Genomic DNA, 21851 nt, shown 5'->3' on the forward strand with positions numbered 1-21851 from the left:
ATGTCCCGATCTTGAGTCGGTGATTTACCGGCAAATCGTTTCATCTTGCCCAAATGGGTACTCGCTCCATCCGCGATTCAGGCTCCTTCCCCTGTCGTGAAACGACAGGGAGGATGTCCCGTTAAATTTGCGATTTTGTTCGGGCGCGCAGCGCACGGGCAAAATCGCAAATTCAATGGAAGTGGCGACACGCCACCGCCCCACGCGGAGTGGAGCATTGGGCAACCGCCTTTTCCGGCTAGCGGAACAAGCGCGTGAGGCGGGGCTGTCCCGGGCGGCGTTTGCCGGTTTTGCGGTAGAAGACGAGGTTGATAAAAAACGACAGGCCGAGGAGGGCGGCGGCAGTGCGCACGTTGCGTATGGCGCCGACGACTTCGGTGATGGATGCGGCCCGGTTTTCGCGCACTTTGCGCAAGATCAGGCAGGCAAAGATCGTCATCAGCGGCGCAAACGCGTAGGCGGTGTGATAAATGGTCAGCGACTCAAGGCCCTGCGCTTTTGCCCAAGTGATGATCCGGCCTCCCAGCGGCGGGCCGAGTGCGGCGGCGAGAGAGGTCAGCGAGGTGAAAAGCGCCACCCCGATTGCGCGCGCACTGGCCGGAGTGAGCTTGAGCATGAGCGCGAAGGTGCCGACGAGGTAGCCTGCGCCGAACATTCCGCCAAAGGCCGAAACCACGTAGAGCAACCACAGTTTATCGGTATCCACCACGCACCAGATCAGCGCCACGAGCTGCCAGAGGATGAGGGAAATGATCATCACGGGCACGTTTCCGTAGCGATCCAGCAAGCGCCCCCACGCGGGAAAAACGACCGCCGAGCCTATCGGCGCAAAGAGCAGGATCCAGTTTGCCCGAGACACGCTCACCCCCAGCTCCTCGTACATGAAAACGGGGACGAAAGGGCCAAACAGATTGATGCTAAAACCAAACAGGGCCGCCCCCGCGATGAAGCGCATGAGGTCGCGCTCGGCCCAGATGATCCGCAATTGGTCGCGTGTCGGGAGTCGCGCTGCGGTCGCTTGCGGCGCGCCCGGCGGGGCAGTGGGCGTAATCATGCGCTGCAAGGCGAAGATCGAAAAAACGCGCAGGACAAGTGCCCCGCCGAAGAGGACGAGGTACGCCAGGATGGAGTCTTTTAGCAGGGCGGTGAGCCCCGAAACCGAAAGCAGGAATACGATTACCGAGATGTAGAGGAGCTGGTTGCGCGTGCCGAAATACTTGCCGCGCACGCGCTGCGGGACGACGTCCTGCATCCAGCCGTTCCATGTGACGCCGTTGATCGCCTGAGTGCAGGCCGTGACGCTGAAGCCGATGATAAAAATGGTGAGCGTGAGCGGCGTCTCCTCGCGCGGGATAAAAGGTAGCGAAGCAGTGAGCAGCACCCACGCGCCAAAATGAACCCATGCGCTGCTCAGGCACAGCCGCCTGGCATCCATTTTTTGGGAGAGCCTCGGCGTGATCAGCACTTGCAAAAAGTTGAACCAAAACGGGAGCGATACGATCAGCCCGTAATTGGCGGGCGACATGTGAAACATCTCACACAGCAAGGCCGCGAGCACCACATTACCCGGCGCGCCGAGTTGGCCGATTGGCATCGCAGCGACTCCGTCGAGCACGCCGTAGCGCAGGTTTTTGCGCAGGAGCGTAGGCACTCGCGAGCGTGGGGCGGCAGCGCTCGCTGCACGCGTCACCGCGCATGGTTCACTCGCCGCCGCAGGGGGCACTATTTCTGAGCCATCTCTCAGATCGGGGGTATTCATGTGGGGCTTTAAAAGCACCGCCGCTAATGCCCACTCGCCCCACAAAGTCACGCGGTCTCTACACTCCAACGCAAAATATCTGGCGAGATATAAGTAGTATAACCTACTACCAGAACAATAGTTAAGCTACTCCGAGTGCCATACCTTCCCTCCCTCGAAACCGCCCCAAGCTCGCCCATCCAACGCGCGCCAAACGCGCCCCAAGCCTCGCCGCGCCAAAGGTTTTCCACGGCCAAATCGGCTGAAACTGCCACGTGCCTGGTACGTCTTTGCCGCGTCCTATGCATCGCCGATACCGCCCCTTGGCACAGCTCCCCAGTCTCTGTGCACTTGCTCTCTCACTCACGCTCGCGCTTCCCCACAAGGCCCTCGCCCAAGCGGCCGCCGCAGCGACCACCACCCAAGCGGGTGCCGCCTCCGAGCCGCTCTCGCTCCAGGCCTGCATTGATCGCGCGCTCCAAAAAAACTTCGGCCTGGCGATTCAGCGTTTCGATGCGGCCAACTCCCGCGAAGCCCTCACCATCGCGCGCGCCGATTACGATCCGGCCCTCACTCTCACCACGGGCAAGTCGGTCAACCAATCCGACAACCCCGACACCAGCCTCGTAGGCACGCGCAACGACACCTTTAGCGCACGCGCGGGCGTCACCCAAAAAGTCGCCACCGGCGCGACGCTCTCGCTGACCCAGAGCCTCAACCGGCGCGGCACGAACAATAACTTCGCGCTGCTCAACCCCGCCTACAACGCCGACCTCTCGCTCAGCGTCTCCCAGCCACTGCTACGCGGCGCGGGCACGCGTGTAAACCTCGCCCCGATCCGCCGCGCCGAGATCGGCCTGGAAATCGCCAGCCTCAACACCACCTCGCGCGTCCTCCAGGTCGTGCGCGACACCGAGGCCGCCTACTACGCCCTCGTCTACGCGCGCGAGAGCCTGAAAGTTCGCACCCAAAGCCTCGACCTCGCCCAGCGCCTCTACGACGAAAACACCACTCGCCTGCGCACCGGAGTCGTCACCGACCTCGATGTCCTCCAGGCAGAGGTCGGCGTCGAGAACGCCCGCCGCAGCGTCCTCGTCGCCCAGCAAAGCGTGCGCGACGCCGAAGACCGGCTCCTCAACCTCATCGGCCAGTTCGAGTTTGACCAGGCACTCGGCACCGTCGCCCTGCCACCCACCGCCACATTTAGCCCCGACTTCGAGCTCTCCTACGCCCTCGCGCGCAAGCAGCAGCCCGAGTACCGCTCCGCTGCCGAGCAGATCAAACAGCTCCAGCTCGACCTCGCCACCGCCCGCCGCAACCGCTTGCCCTCGCTCGACCTCAACGTCGCTGGCGGCTACAACACCCGCGACAGCACGCTCGGCCGCACCTACAACCGCCTGCCCGATGGCGACGGCTACACCTGGCAGATCGACCTCGCGCTGCGCATGCCCTGGGGACTGCGCGCGGAGAAAGCCCGCTACAACACCGCACTTAATAATCTGCGCCGCGAAGAAACCCGCCTGCGCCAGATCGAGCAAAACCTCGCCCTCGAAGTCCGCAGCGCCGTGCGCGCCGTCGAGACCAACCTGGAAACCGTCACCATCTCTCGCAAAGCCACCGAGCTCAGCGCCCGCCAATACGAGCTTGAGCGTGCCCGCTTCGACGCAGGGCTCTCCACCAGCCGCCGCGTCCTTGAGGCGCAAGACGACCTCGAAACCGCACGCGTCGCCGAACTCCAGTCGCAAGTCAACCTGCGCACCGCCATGGCCGAGCTCAACCGGATCGACGGCACCTCGCTCGCACTCTACAACATCGAGCTGCCCGCGAACTAACCGCACACAGGGGGCATTTTCCCACTGCGCGTAGGGCGCGGTCTTCGACCGTTTTATTGAGCGCGGCGTCGCGGTCGCAGACCGGGCCGCTGCGCCAGAACAGCATTTTCCCGTTAACCCAACGAAATCTGCCTCAACGGGTTTCCCGTCTTATTCGCGCACGGGCTGAGGCACCTTGACGAGTCGCCAACAAGCGGCTCGTCCAATAAAAGGGTCTGCGACCCTCGCAACGCGACTGGGGGAAGTTCCGTTAAATTTGGGAATCGGTCCCGTCGCTGCGCGACGGAGCCGATTCCCAAATTGAATGGCACGTGGCGTCCCGCCACCGCTGCCCGCGCAGGGACACCTCCTCCCACGCGCCACGTGCAGTGGCAGTCTCAGACGACTTCCACCTGCTCGTGCGGCGGGAGTTGGGTGCGAAACCAGGTACGCTGCTTTTTCGCGAGGGCGCGGGTGCTGCGTTCAATCGCTTCGGCAAGGCCCGCAAGTGGTGCGCGGCCTTCGAGGACGGCGATTGACTCGCGATAGCCAATCGCCGCTGCTGCACTCGGGTTTTCGCGCAGACCGCGCTTTAGGAGCTGCTCCACTTCATCAAGCAGGCCCGCTGCGAGCATCGCCGACACTCGCTCACGGATCCGCCTTGCCAAGTCCTCAGGCGCGCGCACCAGCTCGGTGATGCGCAGCTCGTAGTCCGCAAAGGGCGCGGGCTGCGTGGCAAAGTCGCTCCGCAGCTCGGCTACCGATCTCCCGCTTGCCAGACAACGCTCAAGCGCGCGCGCAACCCGGCGCGGATTGCTCACATCAAGCCCATCCAGGTCAGCATCGTCGGGATTCAATGCGCACAACTCGGCGAGCGCACGCTCGGGCGGAAGCGCGGCTACACGCGCGCGGATTTCTGCAGACACGGAGACCGCATCCACTACCGGAGCAAAAAATGATTTGAGGTAAAACCCGCTGCCGCCTGTCACGAGGATCGGCACGCCGCGCGAGCTCAGCTCTTCGACTACGCCGCGCGCGAGCTCGCAGTAGCGGGCGATATCCATCGGCTCGCCCGGCTCACAAATATCGACCAGGTGGTGCGGCACACGTGCACGCTCTTCGCGGGTGGGCTTGGCCGTACCGATGTCCATTCCGCGATAGAAGAGCAGCGAATCGCAGGAGATGATTTCCGCGCCGTGTGCCTCGGCCCAGCGCAGCGCGTGCTCCGTTTTCCCGACCGCCGTACAGCCCGTGAGGATGTGGAGCCGAGCCCGCGAGGCGCGATGCGTTGCAGCCTCTGCGCTCGCGGGAAAACCGTCGGAACCACCAGAGCCATTTGGGCTCGGCATATCCGCCAAGCTTTCGGCGCGGGCTGTGTGACACTCACTCACGGGCGCAGTCGCAGCGTTGGGCCACGTTCGTGCGGGGCGAATTGGGGAGACTTAAGCACGGGCAAGCCCCGGTGTGAGCTCGCGCATCTGCGCGCGCAGGGCCGCGCAAATCGCCTCCTCCGAGCCCAGGTTTTGGGCAATCACGTTGACCAGCAGGCTGCCGACTACGACGCCATCGGCGATGGCCGCGACCTGGCGCACATGCTCGCGAGTCGAGATGCCGAAGCCCACCACGACGGGCAGTGCCGTGTGCGCCTTTATTTGCGCGACCGCCTCGCCCAGCCCGGCCACGAGCGAATCGCGCACGCCCGTAACGCCCTCGCGCGAAACGTAGTAAATAAACCCCGTCGCACTCGCGGCGATTCGCCTGATCCGCTCTTCGGGAGTCGTAGGCGCCACGATGAAGACCGTCTCCATGCCGTGTTTGGCGCAGGCCGCGCAGAGCTCCCCCGCTTCTTCGGGCGGCAAGTCAAGCGTCAGCAATCCATCGACACCCGCCGCGCGCGCCTCGCTCACGTAGTTCTCTATGCCGCCTGTGAAGACGAGGTTGAAGTAGGTGTAAAAAACGATCGGCACCTCGCTGAACGCGCGGATGCGGCGCACGAGCTCCAGGACTTGCGCGCGGCCTATGCCTGCCGTCAACGCGCGCTGCGCGGCGAGCTGATTCGTCACCCCATCGGCCACCGGATCGGAGAAAGGCACGCCGAGCTCCAGCACATCGACGCCGTTTTCGATCACCGTCCGGCAAGCCGCGACCGAGGTTTCCAGGTCGGGATCGCCCGCGCAAAGGTAGGCGACGAAGGCGGAGCGCCCCTCGGCGCGGGCACGGGAAAAGGCGGCGGCGATACGTGAAGGAGAAGCAGGCGGCGGCATAACACTCCCGTCTCTGCCCAATCCACGCCCATACGCAAGGAGCCGCTGCGTCACCAGACCCGCTTTTTTGACAGCTCCTGCGGAAGTCGCGCATGCAAGTCGGGCAGCCAGATGCTCCACACTCAGTAGAAAAGAACCTTCGGTGCCTTGACAGTAGAGCGCACACGCAACTTACCTCTGCGGCTTCTCTTGTGCTTGGGGACGCCTAGCTCAGTTGGTTAGAGCATCTCGTTTACACCGAGGGGGTCAGGGGTTCGAGTCCCTTGGCGTCCACCAGCACGAGGCTACAGAGGAGGGATCATAGGGAGTCGGTTGTAGAAATGAGTGGCTTCATGCGGTTTTCCTGTCATTTCCTGTTACAGGACGCTTACAGAAAGTCGTACAAAACTCTCACAGAATCAGGGCAAGCTTGGGCGGGATGCGAAGACCTCGGCTCACCTGAGACGTAACCTCCCAAACGGGTTTACCATCGGAGTTTACAAGGGCGGTATTCGTTGGCCCCTGCGCTAGCAGGGTAGAACACACCGCGTGCATCATTCTGTCGCGCGAGCGTGAATGGCGGAGGTCACAGACCTCCTTGGCGAACCATGAGTTCGGCATTCATCAGGGCGTTAAGCGCGGCGCCGCGCCAGAGATTGTCGCCGCTCACCCAAAAGGAGAGCCCGTTATCAAAAGCGGTGTCGCGGCGCAAGCGACCTACCCCGCACTTCACTTTTTCGGCAAAGGCGAGCGGAGTCGGGTAGCCATTATTGGCCGGATCGTCCACGAGCTCCGCGCCCTCAAAAGCGGCAATCGCGCGGCGCGCGACGTCCAGATCGACAGGTCGCTCAAACTCGGCACTCACCGCGACCGAGTGCGCGCGGACAACGGGCACGCGCACCGTCGTGGCCGAGAGCTTCAGCGCGGGCAGGCCCATGATTTTGCGCGTCTCCTGCGCCATCTTGGTCTCCTCACCCGTGTAGCCGTCGGGCCCGAAACTGTCGATGTGCGGCAGGCAATTAAATGCGATCTGGTGCGGGTAGACCTTGCTTTCGATTGAGCGTCCCGCGGCGTAGGCTTGCACTTGCGCGTCGAGCTCGCGTACCGCCTCGGCCCCCGTGCCGGAGACCGATTGGTAGGTGGCGACGATAGCGCGCTTGAGCCCGAAAGCTTGGTGCAGCGGCCACAGGCCCATGAGCATCACAGCGGTCGAGCAGTTGGGATTGGCGATGATGCCCTTATGCTGGCGCAGCCCCTCGGGGTTGATCTCGGGAATGACCAGAGGCACATCGGGCTCCATCCGCAGTGCCGAGCTTTTGTCGATCACCACGCAGCCCGCCGCCACCGCATCCGGAGCCAGCGCGCGCGTGACCGAGCCGCCCGCCGCGAAAAACGCAAGGTCTACCCCCGCAAACACTCCGGGCCGCGCCTCCTCGACGGTGAACACCTGCCCGCCCCGCTCGATCCGTTTTCCGGCCGAGCGCGCCGAGGCGAAAAGCCGCACACGCGCACACGGAAACTCGCGCTCCAGGAGGAGTCGGAGCAGCTCTTGACCGACCGCGCCGGTCGCCCCGACGATGCCCACTGTGAAGGATGATGTTGCCATGAAAAATAAAGGAGGGAGCGGTAAAAAAACTTGGGAGGCACTCACACAAGCCTGCGCCGCATCAGGCGTCAAACCCACGCCGCGCGTTTTGATTGTCAGCATCGGGAGCGGCACCTTGCAGTTTTTCCGCAACGCCGAGCTGGTGAAAAGCTACCTGATCTCCACTTCGCGCCGCCCGCCCTCCAATCTGCGCGGCTCGCTGGGGACGCCGCGCGGGCTGCACCAGATCGTGGAGCGGATCGGCGGCGGGCAGCCCTGCGGCATGGTCTTCAAAGGGCGCGTAGCGACGGGGCAGCACTTTAGCGAACTGCCCGACAGCGAGCAGGAAGGGCGCAACCTCATCACCTCACGGATTCTGTGGCTCGGCGGCCTGGAGGAAGGTGTAAACCGCAGCGGTGACTGCGACACACGCGCGCGCTACATCTACATCCACGGCACCAACCACGAAGCGCGCATCGGCGAGCCGTTGAGCGCAGGCTGCATCCTCATGCGCAACCTCGACATCATCGAACTCTACGAAGAAGTCCGCACAGGCGACCTCGTCCTCATTCGCGATTAAAAGAAGGGCTGTGCCCCTGCTCCTCGCTGAGCTGCAAACAGAAACATCAAAGAGAAAAATCCTTCGCTCCTCCTACATATACTCGGTGCAAGGATACGCCTGATAAAAATCTCTACACAGCACGGGGGCGGGGGGATGCGGAGATACGCCCTTCTTTGTACAGTTCGCAGAAGAGCGGGATGCGTTGTTCCTGGTGGTTTCGCCCGAAGAGAAGGCGCAGTGAATTGGCGACGACGAGGAAGGTGCTGCCTTCGTGTGCGGCGACACCGAGCCACAGCGGCACGACGCCGTAGAGCGTGGCCAGCACCATGGCGCCAGCGACGCCCAGCGAGATGATGAGGTTTTGGCGGATCACGCCCACGGCGCGCTGGCTGAGCTTTAGTGCAGCGAGGAAGTTTTCTATCCGGTCGTGCATGAGGACGAGCTCGGCTTGCTCAAGCGCGGCGTCGCTACCGCGTGCGCCCATCGCCACGCCGACATCGGCAGCAGCCAGGCTCGGCGCATCGTTTACGCCATCGCCCAGCATCGCGATTTGGTGGCCCTCCTCACGCAGTGCCTGCACGGCGGCGACTTTTTGCTCCGGGGTGAGGCCCGCGCGGACTTCGCTGAGCCCGAGTTTGCGGGCCACGCTTTCGGCCGCAGGGCGGCGGTCGCCCGTCAGGATAATCGTCTTGAGCCCGCGGCGGCGCAGTGCCTGCAAGACGGGGCGCGACTCTTCGCGGACTTGATCGCGCAGGAGGATGCGCCCGAGCAGCCCGTCTTCGGTGCGCAGCCAGACTTCGCTGAGGTCGGCTTCGGTCGGCGGCAGTTGCTGCGCCCACCGGGCGAGCGCGTCGCTGGCGTCGTCGATCAACTCGCGACGGCCAAGACTGATCTGCCGGCGCGGCGATTGCGGCGAGTCGGGTGCAGCCTCCGCCGGCGACACGAGCGTAGCGCGCAGCCCTTGGCCCGTGAGCGACTCGAAGGCTTCGACCGCGCGCAGCGGCAGTTCCTGCGACTTGGCATGGCGGACAATGGCGCGGGCAATCGGGTGCTGCGAATTGGCCTCCAGCGCATAGGCCAGCTCCAGGACTTCGCGCTCGCGCCCTACAGGAAAACTCTCGCTGCGGACGACCGCGAGCTCGCCGGTGGTGAGCGTGCCCGTCTTGTCAAACGCGACTGCCGTAATCGTCGCCAAGCGCTCGATCGCTGCGCCTCCGCGGAAGAGCACGCCGTGGCGCGCCCCCCACGCAATCGCGGCCAAAATCGCCGAGGGGATCGAGAGCACGAGAGCGCAGGGACTGGCGACGACGAGCAGCGTCATCGCCCGATAAAAGGCCGAGCGGAGCTCCCCGGTGTTGGTAAACGCGGGCACGCCGAAGCCGAGCCAGAGCACGAGGAACAGTAGCGCCGAAGCCGCGATGACCGCGTAGGTGTAGCCGGGCCCAAACTTGTCGGTGAAGCGCTCGCTGGGCGCGCGCAGTTTTTGGGCAGTCTGGATCAGCCTGATGACTTTTTGCAGGGTGCTCTCGCTAGGGAGCCTGGTTACGGCGAAGTCTACCGCGCCCCAGAGGTTGAGCGTGCCGCTAAACACGCGGTCGCCGCGCGCCTTATCGACCGGTAGGGCCTCGCCCGTGAGCATTGATTCGTCGCTGGAGCTGGTGCCCGCGACGACCTCGCCATCGGCAGGGAAAACCGCGCCCGGCTTTACGCGGACGCGGTCGCCCACGCGCAATGCATCGACAGGGACTTCCGTCTCGTGGCCCGCGGCATCGAGCCGCAGCGCTTGCTTGGGGGCGGCTTTGAAGAGTGCGCTAATCTCGGACTGGGTGCGGTCGAGCGCGTAGCTCTCCATCGCGCCCGAGGTGGAAAAAAGAAACAGCAGGAGCACGGCCTCGCCCCACGCGCCGATGACTATCGCGCCGAGCGCGACGACGAGCATCAGGAAGTGGATGTCGATGTGGCGGCGCGCGCGGATGTTTTCCCAAGAGTCTTTGGCGGCATCCCATGCACCCGCACCGATGGCGCACAAATACAGCGCATGGCTCAACCAAGGCAGATCGGGTAGCGCGAGCTGCGCTGCAAAGCCCAGCAGCCCGAAGCCGCCGCAAGCCGCCGCGAGCGCCGTAAGCACGCGCCACTCGGAGCCGTGCGCATGCGCGTGCCCCGCGTGGGAGGGGGCGGAGGGCGAGGCGGAGTGCGCACCTGAATGCCTGTGCGCGGCGGAGTGCTCGTGAGCGTGAGACTGCGGATGGGTGTGCGAGAAGGTATCGGGCATGGTTTCCGGTGCGCCGAAGTGGATGTGCGTGTTTCGAGGCAGAAGGCAACTTTCGCACCGCGCCAAAATATCACTACGCGCGGTGAGGCTGGAGGGCGGCCCTACGCGGGCAGCGGTGGCGTGGCGCCACGTGCCATTGAATTTGCGATTTTGCCCGTGCGCTACGCGCTCAAGCAAAATCGCAAATTTACATGAACTCCCCCCTGTCGCGTTGCGACAGGGAATGAGGCATCAAACGCGACTGGGGGCGTAAACCCATTGGGGCGGATTTTTTTGATTAACGGATAAATGTGCAGCACCGGACGAGGCCCAGTGAGGGCCTCGTCAGATAAGTCGGTCAACGACCGCAACCGGAGATCGGGTGTTTCCAACTGTGCCGTTTGTCTGTTGGCCGGAGCACCCAACAGACAAACGGCACAGTTGAATGGCAGGGGACACACGAGCCGCCAACGGGCGGCTCGCAAAATAAGAGGGTCTGCGACCCCGCCGCCCGCGCAGGGGAGTCTTCGACTCGTTTATTATGCGCGCGGCTCGCCCTCCCGCCTGGCCGCGCGTCCTCGACTCTTTCGTTGCATGGCGGCGGCAGCCTCGGTTTGCCTCAGCGGTTTCATGATTGGACTGCGCGACGACTCCGACTTTGGCCCGCCCCCGCCCTCACCGGAAGAAGCGGAGCACTTCGCATCGTTTGCCACACCGCCGCTGCCCAATCACGCGCAGGCGTTTACCGCACAGCTCTTCGCCGAGGGCGGTTGGCTGCAAGAGACACTCTCGCTTGAGCACCGCCCTGAGCAGGAGCAGATGGCGCGTGCAGCCGCAGCCGCGTTTGAGGGCGACGAGCCGCTGCTCTTTGAGGCGGGGACGGGCGTCGGCAAGTCGCTCGCCTACCTGCTGCCCGGGATCATCCACGCGGTGGATCAATCGCGCCAGTTGATCGTCTCCACGCACACGATCGCCCTACAAGAGCAGTTGCAAAAAAAAGACCTGCCGCTGTGCCGCCGCCTCTTTGAGGCCGTGCCCGAGCTCGCGCCCTACGCGGAATTCAAGGCCAGCGTGCTCCTGGGTAAGGCAAACTACCTGTGCACCACGCGGCTGGCGCGGGCCCTCGCTGATCGAGCTTCGCTGTTTGCCGACAGCGAATACGAGGAGCTCCAACGCATCGCCGAGTGGGCCAAGACCAGTACCGACGGGCTGCGCCATGAACTACAACCGCCCCCACGCCCTGAAGTCTGGGAAGCCGTCAACGCTGCCTCGGCCACCTGCTCGCGCAAAAACTGCGATCCCACGCGCTGCTTCTACCAGAGCGCCAAGGCGCGGCTGCGCTCCTCGCAAGTCATCATCGTGAACCACGCGCTGCTCTTCGCGCTGCTCAACGCTGGCGCGGGCCGCGCCCACGCGAGCACCACCGACAGCACCGCGCGCGGCGTACTCTATGCCGATGACTTCCTCGTCCTCGACGAGGCGCACACCGTCCCCGAGGTCGCCACGGAAAACTTCGGCCTCGCGCTCTCCAGCTACGGAGTGAACCGCGCGCTCTCTACGCTCTATAGCCCGAAAACCCAGCGCGGGCTCCTGCTCAAACTGGCGGGCGCCGAGGCGAAGCAGCTCGTGCTCGATGCGCTGGAGGCCGCCCGGCTGTTTTTCGAGTCGGTGCACCAGCAGTTTTTGACCGCGCGCGCGGTCGTCCGCGTGCGCGAACCGGAGACCGTTTCTCCGCTGCTCGACGGCCCGCTCGGCGCGCTGCACCGGCTCACCTTGAAGACCGCCGACAAGCTCGACGAAGGCCACGACCGCGAAGAGCTGCTGGAGCAAGCCAACCGGATTCGCGCGATTCAAAAAAGCCTCAGCGAATGGCTCACACTCGGCGACTCCGGGCATGTGTACTGGGCCGAGCGCAGCGGGCGGCGGCAGACCATCGTCACGCTGCGCAGCGCGCCAATCGACGTCGCAGCCGAGCTGCGCAAACAGATTTTCAGCGGCGGCACGAGTGTGCTATGCACCAGCGCGACGCTCGCGATTGGCGGGAAGATGGAGCGCTTCGCGGCGCGCGTCGGGGTCGAGGCGGATGCGCCCAGCGTCGTCGTCGAATCGCCCTTCGACTACGCGCGCTGCATGCACGTGTACGTCGCCAGCGATGTGCCCCTGCCCTCGCCGCAGGAGGCGCGGCTCGCCATCGAAGTGCTCAGCGACTACGTGCGGTTTTGCACCGAACGGGTGAGCGGCGGCTCGCTCGTCCTGTTTACCAGCTATCACGACATGCGCGCCGTCGCCGCCGCCCTGGAGCCGATCTACGCGGCAGCGGGGCGCCCCTTTTTGATGCAAGGCCAGGACATGTCGCGCAGCGAGCTGGCCGAGCAGATGCGGGCAGCGGGCGATGCCGTACTCTTCGGCACCGACAGCTTCTGGACGGGGATCGACGTGCCCGGCGCCGCGCTCTCGCAAGTGATCCTCACGCGCCTGCCCTTTGACCCGCCCACGCACCCGATCATCGAAGCCAAGTGCGAACACATCCGCGAGCGTGGCGGCACACCCTTCGTCGAGCTCACCCTACCCGATGCGCTGGTAAAATTTCGCCAAGGCGTGGGCCGGCTCATCCGCAGCGCGAGCGACCACGGCATAATCACGATCCTGGACTCCCGCGTCCTGGCGAAAAGCTACGGCAAACTTTTTCTGAACAGCCTGCCCACCCGCACCCACACCCGCATGACCCGCGCCACCCGCGACAGCATTTTCCCTATCGGCAGCTAGATCGCCGAATACCTCAGGCTGCGCAAAAAGGGTTGGGCAAGTGGAGGATCCGAGGCGAGCGGTGGCGCCCCCAACGCTCCCCTCCCCCCGCGGTTTCTTTCAATTGGCGGCGAGTGGCCGCTGCCTGCGGATTCCAATTTGCGCGCCCCACACGTGGCCGTCCGTCCGTGGGGAAATTCCCTCGATGATCTTCAAGGGCGGCGTTGGGCGCGGAGGCGGTCGAGGAAGACGGCGACGATGATTACAACGCCGATCATGATTTCCTGAAAATAGGTCGGCCAGCCCATCTGTTGTGAGCCGTTGCGCAGGACGGACATGATCAGCGCGCCGACCATCGTCCCCAGGATGCTGCCGGAGCCGCCGCTCAAGCTCGCGCCGCCGATGATCACCGCAGCGATGATGTCGAGCTCCAGCCCAATCGCGACTGTGGGGTCGCCCTGCCGCAGGCGCGCGAGCTGCATCAGGCCCGCCAGCCCAAAAAATGCGCCCGCCAGCGTGTAGATCAGCGCCTTGGTCAGCACGGTGTTTACCCCGCAAAGCCGCGCCGTCGCCTCGTTGGAGCCTATCGCAAATATCTGCCGCCCAAAGACGGTGCGCTGCATGAAAACGGCGACGGCAATCGCCAGTGCGACCGTCACCCATGCACCGGGCGGCATGCTGAAGTCGAAGGGATCGGCCGTGGTCATCCACCCGTTAATCGCGGGGTTCGTGTAGTTCACGGTTTCGTTGTTCGCCATCCACTTCCCGGCGCCACGCGCGATTCCCATCATGCCCAGGGTGATGATAAAGGGCGTCATCCGCAGGCCGGCGATTGCCGTCCCGTTGAGCGCACCGAGGAAGGCACCGCAGGCAATCACGGCGGGGACCATCAGCCAGGCCGACCAGCCCGCCTTCAGGCAGAGCGCACCGATAACGCTGCTCAGCGCGATGACCGAGCCCGCGCTCAGGTCGATGCCGCCGCTCACGATGATCAGCGTCATCCCCAGTGCGGCGAGCGCGACGATCACCGTCTGCGTGAGGATGATTTTAAAGTTGGGGACGGAGAGGAAGTATTCGCGCACTTCGCCCGGGATGGAGAACAAGACGATGACGAGGAGCAGGCCGAGGAAGGGGCCAAACTTGGCTAAAACTTTGTTCATGGCTCTTGTGGAGGGGGGATTTTAAAGGGTGCGAAAAATCGCGTGCGGTGAAAGTGCGAGTCCGGGTGAGCGAGAGGCAGTGAGCGCTGAGCGTGTGTGTGCTCTCAGCCGGAGACGCCGAGTGCGGCGCGCATCAGGTCGGGCTCCGTCCACTCGGCAGTGGGCTTGCACGCGACGACAGCGCCGCCGTGCATGACGGCGATCCGGTCGCAGAGCCCGAAGAGCTCGGGCAGGTAGGAGCTGATCACGATGATGGCCTTGCCCTCCTTTGCCGCGAGCTCGGCGATCACTTCGTAAAGCTGCGCCTTGCTGCCGACGTCGATCCCGCGCGTGGGCTCGTCGAGGAGGAGCACCTCGGCAGGGTGCTCCAGCAGGCGGGCGAGAGCGACTTTTTGCTGATTGCCACCGGAGAGGTCGCCGACGGCTTGCTCGGACACGCGCGCCTTGATTCCCAAGGTGCCCAACCACGGCTCGGCCATGACCGACAAGCGGCGCGGGGGCAGGTAGCCCGCTACCCGGCTCAGCTTCGGGTACTTGGTCAGGCCGATGTTTTCGGCAATCGAGAGGCCCAGCATGAGGCCCTCTTCCTTGCGGTCTTCGCTCAGGAAGCCGACGCGCTCGCGCCAGCGTTTCCGCGGCGTGGGTTTTCCCGAAACTTGCCCGCTGGGATCGAGGCCGAAGTTTGCGCGCAAAAGCTCCGTGCGGCCCGCGCCGATCAGCCCCGCGATGCCGAGGATCTCACCCGCCCTCACCGTCAATGGGCCGCCCTCCCCCTCCAGTGTGAAGCGGGCTTCGCCGAGCGTGGCGCGGCGTTTCGGGTAGAGGTCGGACACGTCGCGGTCGACCATCATCTGCAAGATCTCGCTCTGCGGCGTGGCGGCCATATCGCCACTGCCCACGGTTTGCCCGTCCTTGAGGACGGTGTAGCGCTGGGCGACTTCGCGCACTTCTTCGAGGAAGTGGCTGATGTAGATGATGCTCACGCCCTCGGCGCGCAGTTGGGCGATGACCTCGAAGAGCTTGCGCGTATCAGCCTGCGTAAGGCTGCTCGTGGGCTCATCCATGATGAGGACGCGCGGGTTGGAGAGCAGCGCCCGGGCGATCTCGATGATCTGCTGCTCGGCAATCGAAAACTCCGCCACAGGCCGCTCCAGGTCGAGGTGCTCGTGCGCGAGGCGGGCGAGTGCGCCGCGTGCACGCTGGCGAGCCGCGCGACGATCCACCCAGCCAAGACGGCTCGGCAGCGCGCCCAGGCCGATGTTTTCCCAAACATTGAGATGCGGCGCGAGGCTGAGCTCCTGGTAGATCATCGCCACGCCGTGCCTGCGCGCATCGAGCGTATCGGCGGGCCTGTACGCGCGGCCCTCCAGGGTCATCGTCCCGGCATCGGGCTGGATGACGCCGCTCAGGATCTTCATCAGCGTGCTCTTGCCCGCGCCGTTTTCGCCGATCAACGCGTGCACCTCGCCCGGGGCGATTTCGAGCGATACCCCGCCGAGCGCGCGGGTCGCGCCAAAGGATTTTTCGATACCCGCCAACCGTAGTCGTGAGGACATTTTTTTTGGGGAGAGGTTGAGGTGGTGAGTTTGAGCCGTGAGCCCACTTGCCCGGGCTGGTGCGGGCAAGCAGCGCAAACGGGAAGAAAGAGGGGCCTACAAGTACTTATCGAGCGGCGGGTGCAGCAGGTCGTGGATTTCGGAATCGTCCATATTTTCGGCAGTGATGAGAGTGCAGCCGGTGTCGATGAGCTTGGGCACTTCCTCTCCGCGCAGTTTGGCGACGGCCGTTTTTACGGCCACATAGCCCATGTTGAGCGGATCCTGGACGATGAGGCCCTGCAAGTCCCCCGCACGCAGTGCAGCGACGGACTGCTTGTCGGTGTCGAAGCCTACGTGCTTTACCTTGCCACCACCGCGGCCCACGTCGGCGAGTGCGAGGAGTGTTCCCGAAGTGCTGCTGTTGTTGGGCGTGAAGATGCCGTCGATCTGATGGCCGTAGCGGTTGATCAGGTTTTGGGCAGTGCGATAGGCCGTGTCGCGCGAGGGGCCAGCGTATTGGTCGCTGGATATGACCTCGATCCCGGGGAACTCCTTGATCGTATCGAGAAAGCCATTTACGCGCCCCTCGACACTCGTGGAGCCGGGCACGACGCGCACGACGACCACCTTCCCCTTTCCATTGAGCAGCTCGGCCAGGCGGCGCGCCGCGATCACTCCGCCCTGATAATTGTCCGTCGAGGCTTCGCTCACGTACACGTCCTTATCGAGCGTGGAGTCGATAAGGACGACGGGGATTTTCGCGCGGGTAGCCAGCTCGACCGAAGACACGAGGGCCGTGCCGTCCAGCGGAGCAAGCACGATCGCACTCACGCGGCGGGCCACGAAGTTCTCCATCACCTGGATTTGCTGCTCGCGGTCATCCTCGCGAATCGGGCCCTTCCACATGATGTCCACGCGCACGCCCTGCTCGGCGAATTCGCGCTGCGCCTTTACCATGCCTGCATTGGCACTTTTCCAATACTCATCGGTGGTGCCTTTGGGGACTCCGGCGATCCGGTAGCGCTCGGGGGCGGCGTGGATCACTGGCAGCAGGAGCGTAGAAACGCAGAACGCGAGGAATGCAGCAGCGAGGGATGTTTTTTTCATGAATGGCTTGGTTTGGGGTTAGGGGAAATCTCGGCGCGGGCGAAGCAGGCAGCGGTGGCCGCATTTATGACGAGCAGCCATAGATCGGATTGGCGGAGCCTCGTTCCATGGCAGCTCCGCTTTTCCGTAATCTCACAGGTATTCTGAAAGCGGCGGGTGCAGCAGCGCGTCGACCTCCGGTGCATCCATGTTTTCGGCCGTGACCATCGTGCTGCCCGTGTCGATGACCTTCGGGAGCGGCTCACCGCGCAGCGCGGCGACGGCGCTTTTCACGCCGAGGTAGCCCATGTTGAGCGGGTCTTGCACGACGAGGCCCTGGATGTCGCCCGCGCGCAGCGCATCGACGAGCTGCGTCGCCGCATCGAAGCCCACGAGCTTCACGCGCCCGCCGGCCAGCCCCGCATCGCGCAGCGCGAGGAGCATCCCGACGCAGCTCGATTCGTTGGCCGCGAAAACGCCGTCCACCTCGCGTCCGTAGCGGTTGACCAGGTTTTGCGCCGAGCGGTACGCGGTGTCGCGAGTCGGGCCGCCGTACTGGTCGCTGGAGAGGACGCGCATCTCGGGAAACTCCTTGGCAATCGTATCGAGAAAGCCCTGCTCGCGCAGGCCGGTGCCCATCGAGCCTGCGACCACGCGCAGCAAAATAACTTTCCCGCGACCGCCAAGCAGCTCGGCCAGGCGGCGCGCGGCGATCACTCCGCCGTTATAATTGTCCGTCGAGGCCGAGCTTACCGGGATGTCTGACTCCAGGCCCGAGTCCACAAGGACGACCGGGATTTTCGCGCGCGCGGCGAGCTCTACTGGCGGCACGAGTGCGCGCCCATCAAGCGGTGCCAGCACAAGCGCATCGACCCGGCGGGCGACGAAGTTTTCCACCACCTGGATTTGTTGCTCGCGGTCGTCCTCGCGCAGCGGGCCTTTCCACATGATGTCGATCCTCGTGCCCTGCTCGGCAAACTCGCGCTGCGCCTTCACGAGGCCAGCCTGCACCGATTTCCAAAACTCGTGGGAGGTGCCCTTTGGCACGACGGCGATTCGATAGCGGTCTTTCGTCGGCGCAGCGAACACGCTGGCACACAGCGCGAAGAGACCAAGCAGCAGCAAGGCAGGACGGCGTAGTTTCATAGAACTTCAGGGGTTGGGGTTACGAGAGGTGCAGCACTGACCCGAAAGCACATGCGCAGCGCATCTCATCAGGTTAAAAGTGTAAATACCAATACCTTAAGTAATATTACTGAAGGCTGGAAACAGCCCTCCCCCGCGCAAAGGAGGCAGCCATCGGGCGCGGGCCTCCCCCTGTCGCCCGGGCGGCAGGGGCGGTGGTTCTTCAGTTCCTTCAGCCCTTCAACTCGACCACGACCTGAATCTCGGTGGTCGAGCCCTTGGGCAGGCCATTTACGGCGACGGCGGCGCGCGCGTGCTTCCCCGCTTCGCCAAAAACTTTTACGAACAAGTCACTCGCTCCATTGATCACGGCGGGGCTTTCCTCGAAGCCATCGACCGCGTTGACAAAGCCGCTCACGAAGACGATCCGCGCGACCTGGTCGAGCGAGCCCACGGCGGCCTTGATGTTGGCCAGCGTGTTGAGCGCGCAGACCTGGGCGGCCTCGACCGCAGTGCCGATTGTCTGCTCTTTGCCGACCTGGCCGGTGTGGGTCATCTGCCCGTCGATCATGCAGATCGTACCCGCGCAGTAGAGCAGGTTGCCCGTGCGCACGGTGGGCACGTAGCTGCCCGCGGCAGCAGGCGGGCTCGGGAGCTTGAGGCCGAGCCCGGCGAGTTTTGCTTCAGGATTTGTCGGATTCATGGAGGGGAAAAATGAAGAGGGGGAAAAAGAGCTGATCCCGCCCGGCTGCGCACGCTTAATGCGCAGATGCAGCGCGGGCCGCCTCAGGCAGAAAATCGAGCGTGGCGATATCCTCCGCGCGCACGTTTTTGTCCAGCGCGCCAAACTCGCGCAGCCGGTCGATCTCGTGCTGGAGGCGGGGCAGCTTGATCGCCCCGAGCGCCTCCTCCTTTTCGGGAAATCCCTTCACGATCCCGTGCTTGATCATGGCGGCCCGCGAGTAGTCGAGCTGCGCCTGCGACATCTGCGGGTTACTCTTGAGGATCAGCTCATCGGCGGGCCTGGGGTCGCCCGTCAGGTAGTCCTCCCAACCGCGCATCGTGGCCGCGACGAAGGCGCGGACGACCTCCGGCTTATCGCGCAGCAACTCGCGCCGCGCGATGAGCCCGCTGTACACATCGTAGTCGGCATCGATGAGCGACAGCGCGCGCACCGGCACGCCCTGCTGTTGTGCGAAAAACGGCTCACTGGTCAGGTAGCAGCTTCGGACCAGCTTCGGATCGGCAAAGAAGGAGGCCAGCCCGTACTGGACCGGCACGAGGTTAAACGAGATGCCGTATTTTTTTTGGATAAAGGAGACCCAGACCATGCTGAGCGGAGCCATGACCGTCTGTCCGTCGAGATCGGCGAAGTCGCGCACGGGGCTATCCGCATGGACGAGCAGCGCCTCGCCATCGTGCTGCATCAGCGCGCCGACCATCACCAGCGGCAGCCCTTGCGCTACGGACATGGCGAGATCGTCGCTGCGCAGCATGCCGAAGTCCGCATCTCCGCGCGAGACCTTGAGCCGCACATGCGAGCCCGGCCCACCCGGGTTAATCGTCACATCGAGCCCCGCTTCGCGATAAAAGCCGCGCGCAAGCGCCTGATAAAACCCGCCGTGCTCGGCCTGCGGAAACCAGTCGCTCTGCATGACCAGGCGCGTGAGCCCTTCTTCACTTTTACTGAGCGTGACGGTGTTATCGGAGCGGCCGCAGCCAGCGAAAACCAGGGAGGCGGCGAGAGCGAAAAACGAAAACAAGAGACGTATCATATTTTGGCATAAAAGGTTACGGAAATGGAAAGGCAATGCACGGGGAGCGTCATAAACGCCCAAGCAGCCTTCGAGCATTATCCGTGGAGATGACACAGATTTCCTCCGCCGTGAGGCCCGACCGCTCGCGCAGCTCGGCAGCGAAACGCGCGATGTCCGGCTCCGCACTCAGCGCCGGATAAAGATTGAGCGGGTAGTCGGAGCCGAAGAGCACGCGCTCGGCCCCCACCCGCGCCACAAACTTTTGCCAGATATCCGGCCCGTAAATCAGCGGCGAGGCCGCCGTGTCGAAGTACAGGTTTTGCGGGAGCGCAAAATCCACCGCCGCGCCGCCGTCCTCCACATAGGCTGCCGTATCGGCTCCCGCCGCCCCGCCGAGCAGTAGCGGCAGCCGCCCGCCCCAGTGCGCGAGGATTAGCGGCGTGTGCGGATGCGCCGCAGCGAGCTGCGCGAAGTCGGCCAGCGGCGTCTCCACCTTACCCGGGTAATCGCGCGAAACGGGCTCGGTGACGTGCAGGTTTACCGGCCAGCCCCAGTCCCCTGCCCGCGCGAGCACGGCTGCCAGAATCGGATCCTCGCAAGCCCAACCAATCGAGTGCGGCGAGAGCTCGCCCACGCCGCAGAGCCCATGCTCGCGCGCCCAATCGAGCTCGTGCAGGACTGCGTCCTCACCCGCACTCGGGCTCACCGAGGCGAAGGCCGAAATCCGGTCGGGGTGCGCGTACACGCAATCTGCGTAAAAACGATTTTGCAGGCGGCAGTTTTCCGCGCGCTCCCAGTACCAGCCGAGCAATACGCTGCGCTCGACGCCCGCCTCATCCATCGCGCGCAGCAGCTCCTCGACACTCGGGAAACCCTGCACGGGCTGCCCGCTCTTGCGCCGCCGCGTGCTGAGAGTCGCCCAATGCGGCTCGCCCGCCCGCGCCGCCCAGCCAGCCGGATCGGCGTTAATCTCCGGCGGATACAAATGCACATGCATGTCAATCATGACTGCTCAGTCAGAATCTGCGCCCTGTAGTTACAAGATATTCAGCCATAAACAGGGAGGATCGTATGCCCAAAGCAGAGCAGAGCCCAGAAGTCAGCATCTTCGTAGTAGCGGACGAACAAGACCGCAACACTGCCCGTGACAACAGGAATAAGGTAGCGGGTGCCTCGTTCACCCACTACCCTGGATAAATCCAATATCAGTAAATCCGCCTCAATTGGATAGCGTTCAAAACGGCTTCCCCGCCATGAGCCGCAAAGCGGATATGAATGCCTCCCCCGTGTGTCACATTAACATGGGTTTTGGTGTTATAAGCTCGAAGAGGGACGAGGTAGTTTTCTGAGGAAAGGGCTTCGATAAAAACAGCGTCGTTGACGATCACGCCAAAGCTCCTATGCCCGATATCTCCTCGCTTGGTATTTCCTGTGCCCGTGTTTACTCCAAGATCATTTATCAACTTTTCCTGGGCCTTGTTCGTCAGTAGCTCAGCAAAGTGAAAGGTAATTTCATAAACCCCATCGGGGACATCCGCCCTGAACGCACTCAGCCCGACTCGCTGAGTTTGATAAAGGGCATGATAGCGCGTGCCCACGATTACGCGCGTCGAACCATATCGGTCGCTATTTTCGTTTTCTTTATACACATAGCCGCCTGCATAGCCCCAGCTACCCGGCTTATAAGCCTGCTCGGGAACCCATGCTTCCCCGGTCAGGTCATCCATAAACATTCGGGCATCGCCCAAGCTTACATTGAGCGATGTAAAGGGATTTTCCTCAGATTTCAAGTTATTGGCCACAACATGAAATTGCACATTGACCAAATCTTCCGATCCATTTGCGGAGATGGCTTTGATCTGGTTTGTGCCGTTCTTGAAGCGGACAGGATAAACCGCCTTCCCGTTTACGATCTTTTTGGCCCCCATAGGTTCCCCATTTACCCATAAAGATACAGCATATTGATTGCTATATATCGTGACTGGCTGAGTGGCTACTGTGTCGCTACTTTCGTCGGCACATTGTGCGCGGCTTGGCCAATCCGACCCGCCTATTTTCACAAACGGCTGTTTGGCCCAGAATGCCTTGTAGATATAGTAAGCATCCTTCGGTTTTCGATCTGTGGTGAGCAGCCCCTTGGTGTTCAGATGCGGCGTGGCCTCCTGCCTGCTTTCATTGACAAAATCAACAAGGTTCCACATGCTAGCCCCCGAGATAAACGGGTATTTGTGGATAACCGGTAAATAC

Annotated in this window: 16 protein-coding genes and 1 tRNA gene; 4 read left to right on the forward strand and 13 right to left on the reverse strand. The window is 63.4% G+C overall.

The features are described from left to right. Window positions 1-238 precede the first annotated feature (238 nt). Window positions 239-1651: an MFS transporter gene (locus AXK11_RS05745; protein ID WP_197456819.1), complete on the reverse strand. Its 1413-nt coding sequence runs from the start codon at window positions 1649-1651 to the stop codon at window positions 239-241. A 389-nt stretch (window positions 1652-2040) separates the two neighbouring features. Here AXK11_RS05745 and AXK11_RS05750 point away from each other — a divergent pair, with 389 nt between their 5' ends. Then, window positions 2041-3570 carry a TolC family protein gene (locus AXK11_RS05750; RefSeq protein ID WP_082780943.1) on the forward strand — a complete coding sequence of 510 codons (1530 nt, stop codon included), beginning with the start codon at window positions 2041-2043 and terminating at the stop codon, window positions 3568-3570. A gap of 377 nt (window positions 3571-3947) precedes the next feature. On the opposite strand, the gene miaA is transcribed toward AXK11_RS05750, so the two are convergent. Beyond that, the gene (gene miaA, locus AXK11_RS05755) at window positions 3948-4898 is read right to left on the reverse strand and encodes a tRNA (adenosine(37)-N6)-dimethylallyltransferase MiaA (protein ID WP_082780944.1); all 951 of its coding nucleotides are present in this window, start codon (window positions 4896-4898) and stop codon (window positions 3948-3950) included. Window positions 4899-4991: 93 nt separating this feature from the next. Beyond that, window positions 4992-5813, reverse strand: coding sequence for a tryptophan synthase subunit alpha (gene trpA / locus AXK11_RS05760; RefSeq protein WP_068630219.1), 822 nt, complete (start codon window positions 5811-5813; stop codon window positions 4992-4994). Between the two features lie 199 nt (window positions 5814-6012). Between trpA and AXK11_RS05765 the strand changes: the two genes are divergently transcribed. Beyond that, window positions 6013-6089: transfer RNA gene (locus AXK11_RS05765), tRNA-Val, on the forward strand. A gap of 289 nt (window positions 6090-6378) precedes the next feature. Here AXK11_RS05765 and AXK11_RS05770 read toward each other — a convergent pair. Next, window positions 6379-7398 (reverse strand): aspartate-semialdehyde dehydrogenase, encoded by a 1020-nt coding sequence (locus AXK11_RS05770; RefSeq protein WP_068630221.1) that lies wholly within the window; start codon window positions 7396-7398, stop codon window positions 6379-6381. Here AXK11_RS05770 and AXK11_RS05775 point away from each other — a divergent pair. Continuing rightward, window positions 7397-7957: a L,D-transpeptidase gene (locus AXK11_RS05775; protein WP_082780945.1), complete on the forward strand. Its 561-nt coding sequence runs from the start codon at window positions 7397-7399 to the stop codon at window positions 7955-7957. The two genes, AXK11_RS05770 and AXK11_RS05775, sit on opposite strands and share 2 nt — an antisense overlap. Before the next feature lie 112 nt (window positions 7958-8069). On the opposite strand, the gene AXK11_RS05780 is transcribed toward AXK11_RS05775, so the two are convergent. After that, on the reverse strand, window positions 8070-10214 hold the full coding sequence (locus tag AXK11_RS05780; RefSeq protein ID WP_068630222.1) for a heavy metal translocating P-type ATPase: 2145 nt from the start codon (window positions 10212-10214) through the stop codon (window positions 8070-8072). A 609-nt stretch (window positions 10215-10823) separates the two neighbouring features. Here AXK11_RS05780 and AXK11_RS05785 point away from each other — a divergent pair. Continuing rightward, window positions 10824-12959, forward strand: coding sequence for an ATP-dependent DNA helicase (locus AXK11_RS05785; protein WP_068630301.1), 2136 nt, complete (start codon window positions 10824-10826; stop codon window positions 12957-12959). Between the two features lie 191 nt (window positions 12960-13150). On the opposite strand, the gene AXK11_RS05790 is transcribed toward AXK11_RS05785, so the two are convergent. From AXK11_RS05790 to AXK11_RS09455, 8 genes are all read right to left on the reverse strand, one after another. Next, entirely contained in the window at window positions 13151-14098 is a 948-nt protein-coding gene (locus AXK11_RS05790) for an ABC transporter permease (protein WP_068630224.1), read from the reverse strand. 104 nt (window positions 14099-14202) lie between these two features. Then, on the reverse strand, window positions 14203-15654 hold the full coding sequence (locus AXK11_RS05795; protein ID WP_068630225.1) for a sugar ABC transporter ATP-binding protein: 1452 nt from the start codon (window positions 15652-15654) through the stop codon (window positions 14203-14205). A 96-nt stretch (window positions 15655-15750) separates the two neighbouring features. Beyond that, on the reverse strand, window positions 15751-16743 hold the full coding sequence (locus AXK11_RS05800; RefSeq protein WP_068630227.1) for an ABC transporter substrate-binding protein: 993 nt from the start codon (window positions 16741-16743) through the stop codon (window positions 15751-15753). Between the two features lie 132 nt (window positions 16744-16875). Further along, entirely contained in the window at window positions 16876-17868 is a 993-nt protein-coding gene (locus AXK11_RS05805; protein ID WP_068630229.1) for an ABC transporter substrate-binding protein, read from the reverse strand. A 211-nt stretch (window positions 17869-18079) separates the two neighbouring features. Beyond that, window positions 18080-18550: a RidA family protein gene (locus AXK11_RS05810; RefSeq protein ID WP_068630232.1), complete on the reverse strand. Its 471-nt coding sequence runs from the start codon at window positions 18548-18550 to the stop codon at window positions 18080-18082. Between the two features lie 55 nt (window positions 18551-18605). Then, complete coding sequence (locus AXK11_RS05815; RefSeq protein WP_068630234.1) at window positions 18606-19622, reverse strand: ABC transporter substrate-binding protein; 1017 nt, start codon at window positions 19620-19622, stop codon at window positions 18606-18608. A 49-nt stretch (window positions 19623-19671) separates the two neighbouring features. Further along, window positions 19672-20610, reverse strand: a complete 939-nt coding sequence (locus tag AXK11_RS05820) for an amidohydrolase family protein (protein WP_068630236.1) — start codon at window positions 20608-20610, stop codon at window positions 19672-19674. Between the two features lie 199 nt (window positions 20611-20809). Beyond that, complete coding sequence (locus tag AXK11_RS09455; protein ID WP_082780947.1) at window positions 20810-21805, reverse strand: malectin domain-containing carbohydrate-binding protein; 996 nt, start codon at window positions 21803-21805, stop codon at window positions 20810-20812. Window positions 21806-21851: the final 46 nt, after the last annotated feature.

Source organism: Cephaloticoccus primus (assembly GCF_001580015.1).
Classification (GTDB): Bacteria; Verrucomicrobiota; Verrucomicrobiia; order Opitutales; family Opitutaceae; genus Cephaloticoccus; species Cephaloticoccus primus.

What these genes read in the sequence shown, in the direction of transcription:
- AXK11_RS05750 (WP_082780943.1), top strand. Translation starts at nt 2,041, where the DNA reads ATGCATCGCCGATACCGCCCCTTGGCACAGCTCCCCAGTCTCTGTGCA.
- miaA (WP_082780944.1), bottom strand. Translation starts at nt 4,898, where the DNA reads ATGCCGAGCCCAAATGGCTCTGGTGGTTCCGACGGTTTTCCCGCGAGC.
- trpA (WP_068630219.1), bottom strand. Translation starts at nt 5,813, where the DNA reads ATGCCGCCGCCTGCTTCTCCTTCACGTATCGCCGCCGCCTTTTCCCGT.
- AXK11_RS05775 (WP_082780945.1), top strand. Translation starts at nt 7,397, where the DNA reads ATGAAAAATAAAGGAGGGAGCGGTAAAAAAACTTGGGAGGCACTCACA.
- AXK11_RS05770 (WP_068630221.1), bottom strand. Translation starts at nt 7,398, where the DNA reads ATGGCAACATCATCCTTCACAGTGGGCATCGTCGGGGCGACCGGCGCG.
- AXK11_RS05780 (WP_068630222.1), bottom strand. Translation starts at nt 10,214, where the DNA reads ATGCCCGATACCTTCTCGCACACCCATCCGCAGTCTCACGCTCACGAG.
- AXK11_RS05785 (WP_068630301.1), top strand. Translation starts at nt 10,824, where the DNA reads ATGATTGGACTGCGCGACGACTCCGACTTTGGCCCGCCCCCGCCCTCA.
- AXK11_RS05790 (WP_068630224.1), bottom strand. Translation starts at nt 14,098, where the DNA reads ATGAACAAAGTTTTAGCCAAGTTTGGCCCCTTCCTCGGCCTGCTCCTC.
- AXK11_RS05795 (WP_068630225.1), bottom strand. Translation starts at nt 15,654, where the DNA reads ATGTCCTCACGACTACGGTTGGCGGGTATCGAAAAATCCTTTGGCGCG.
- AXK11_RS05800 (WP_068630227.1), bottom strand. Translation starts at nt 16,743, where the DNA reads ATGAAAAAAACATCCCTCGCTGCTGCATTCCTCGCGTTCTGCGTTTCT.
- AXK11_RS05805 (WP_068630229.1), bottom strand. Translation starts at nt 17,868, where the DNA reads ATGAAACTACGCCGTCCTGCCTTGCTGCTGCTTGGTCTCTTCGCGCTG.
- AXK11_RS05810 (WP_068630232.1), bottom strand. Translation starts at nt 18,550, where the DNA reads ATGAATCCGACAAATCCTGAAGCAAAACTCGCCGGGCTCGGCCTCAAG.
- AXK11_RS05815 (WP_068630234.1), bottom strand. Translation starts at nt 19,622, where the DNA reads ATGATACGTCTCTTGTTTTCGTTTTTCGCTCTCGCCGCCTCCCTGGTT.
- AXK11_RS05820 (WP_068630236.1), bottom strand. Translation starts at nt 20,610, where the DNA reads ATGATTGACATGCATGTGCATTTGTATCCGCCGGAGATTAACGCCGAT.
- AXK11_RS09455 (WP_082780947.1), bottom strand. Translation starts at nt 21,805, where the DNA reads ATGTGGAACCTTGTTGATTTTGTCAATGAAAGCAGGCAGGAGGCCACG.